General features: G+C 48.2%; 2 protein-coding genes. Both read right to left on the bottom strand.

Annotated elements, in window-relative coordinates; all coding sequences use genetic code 11:
- Positions 1-523 (bottom strand): cytochrome c oxidase subunit 3 (locus AC2VLY_RS02965; RefSeq protein WP_486921741.1); only part of this gene is annotated, 523 nt, incomplete at its 3' end.
- Between the two features lie 69 nt (positions 524-592).
- The coding region (locus AC2VLY_RS02960; protein WP_486921740.1) for a cbb3-type cytochrome c oxidase subunit I at positions 593-1554 on the bottom strand (962 nt) is incomplete at its 5' end.

Genomic DNA, 1554 nt, shown 5'->3' with positions numbered 1-1554 from the left:
CTTTTCTCAAGATTTGATACAACATCACCAGCATCCAGATCAGGCCTACAAAAATGTGGGCGGCGTGGACCTGGGTCAGGGCGTAAAAGGCGGAAAGGCCACCGCTGACTTCCGGCGTTACGCCGATGCTGATCATGCGCAACACGTCATGAATATCCAGACCAACAAAGACGATACCCAAAACCATGGAGGCAATTATTCCATTGATGACACCGGCCTTACTGCCGGTTTTCAGTGAAGCCATGGAAAACCCATAAGCCAGCACACTCAGAAACAAGGCCATGGTCTGAATAAAGGTGTACCAGGGAGCAACAAATTGTGCCGGTGTCGGGCCGGTATAATAACTATGAGAATAACTGAGCACGCCATAAGCTGCGAAAAGTGTCGCAAACAACATTCCGTCACTTAAAATATACATCCAGAACCCGAAGGTTCGGGTGGAAATCACATCATGTCCTTCGTAATCATCCGACCACAAAACCACCTGGTTGGGATCTACAGGCTTATCATGAGAAGAACTCATATCAAACTCCTTCATTAAATGCTGGGCAAATGCGTGGCAGTATTCAACCCGCCACGCTATCCGGTGTAATTAAGACAACGGTCGGGAATTTCCAGGCGGAGTACCCTGAGGTCTTTGATCACTTGCTTCGGCAGAATAAGCCGTTACTGTTCCTCCGGTATAACCACCCCCTTTGGGGAGATGTTGTTGACCATCAGACATGTTCTGCCGTGATTCCCGATCCAGCTTTTCCATTTCTTCTGCAGAAATAACGTAACCCGGATCACCTTTACCGGAACGATAAATCATGATCAGCACCGTTAAAATCAACGCCGCAACGGTCAACCACCAGATCCGCCAGGTCAGTCCAAAACCTATGACAAAGGTTAATGCACCAATATAAACGGCTACGCCTGTGTTATTGGGCATATGTATGGCAGCAAAGTGATCTGGCCGACTTTGTGAAAAACCGTGTTCCCGACGCCAGGCCGCTTCATCCCGAGCATTGATATGAGGAACCATAGCGTAATTATAAAAAGGCACAGGTGAATCGGTCAGCCATTCCAGACTCCGGGAAGTACCCCAGGCATCTGTACCCACACGATGATGCGCCCGATCCCGAATACTGACATAAATCATCCAAAGAAAGGCCAGTACCGACAATACATAAACGACGATGCCGATTTCCTGAACATCAAACCATACTGCCCAATGCGGATCAAAGGGCCAATCCAGGCGCCGTGTTTCGCCCATAAAGCCCAGCATGAACATCGGGAAAAAAACCAGGAAAGTACCGGCACTAAATAACCAGAACATGATTTTTCCCCAGGCTTCATTGAGCTTGAAACCGAAAACCTTGGGAAACCAGAAAATCACTGCACCGAAAACCGCATAGACAATACAAAGCAGCATCATATGGAAATGCGCCACCACAAATACACTGTTGTGCACCATGTAGTTAACCGCTGGAATAGAAAGCATCATTCCGGTCAGACCACCAATCAACAGCAGGAACAAAGCACCAATGGCCCAGAGCATGGCTGCGCTAAAAG

The sequence above is a fragment of the Acidithiobacillus sp. TH-A36 genome (genome assembly GCF_057473445.1).
The sequence above is the reverse complement of the archived record's forward strand: the minus strand, read 5'-3'. Positions and strand labels throughout refer to the sequence as shown.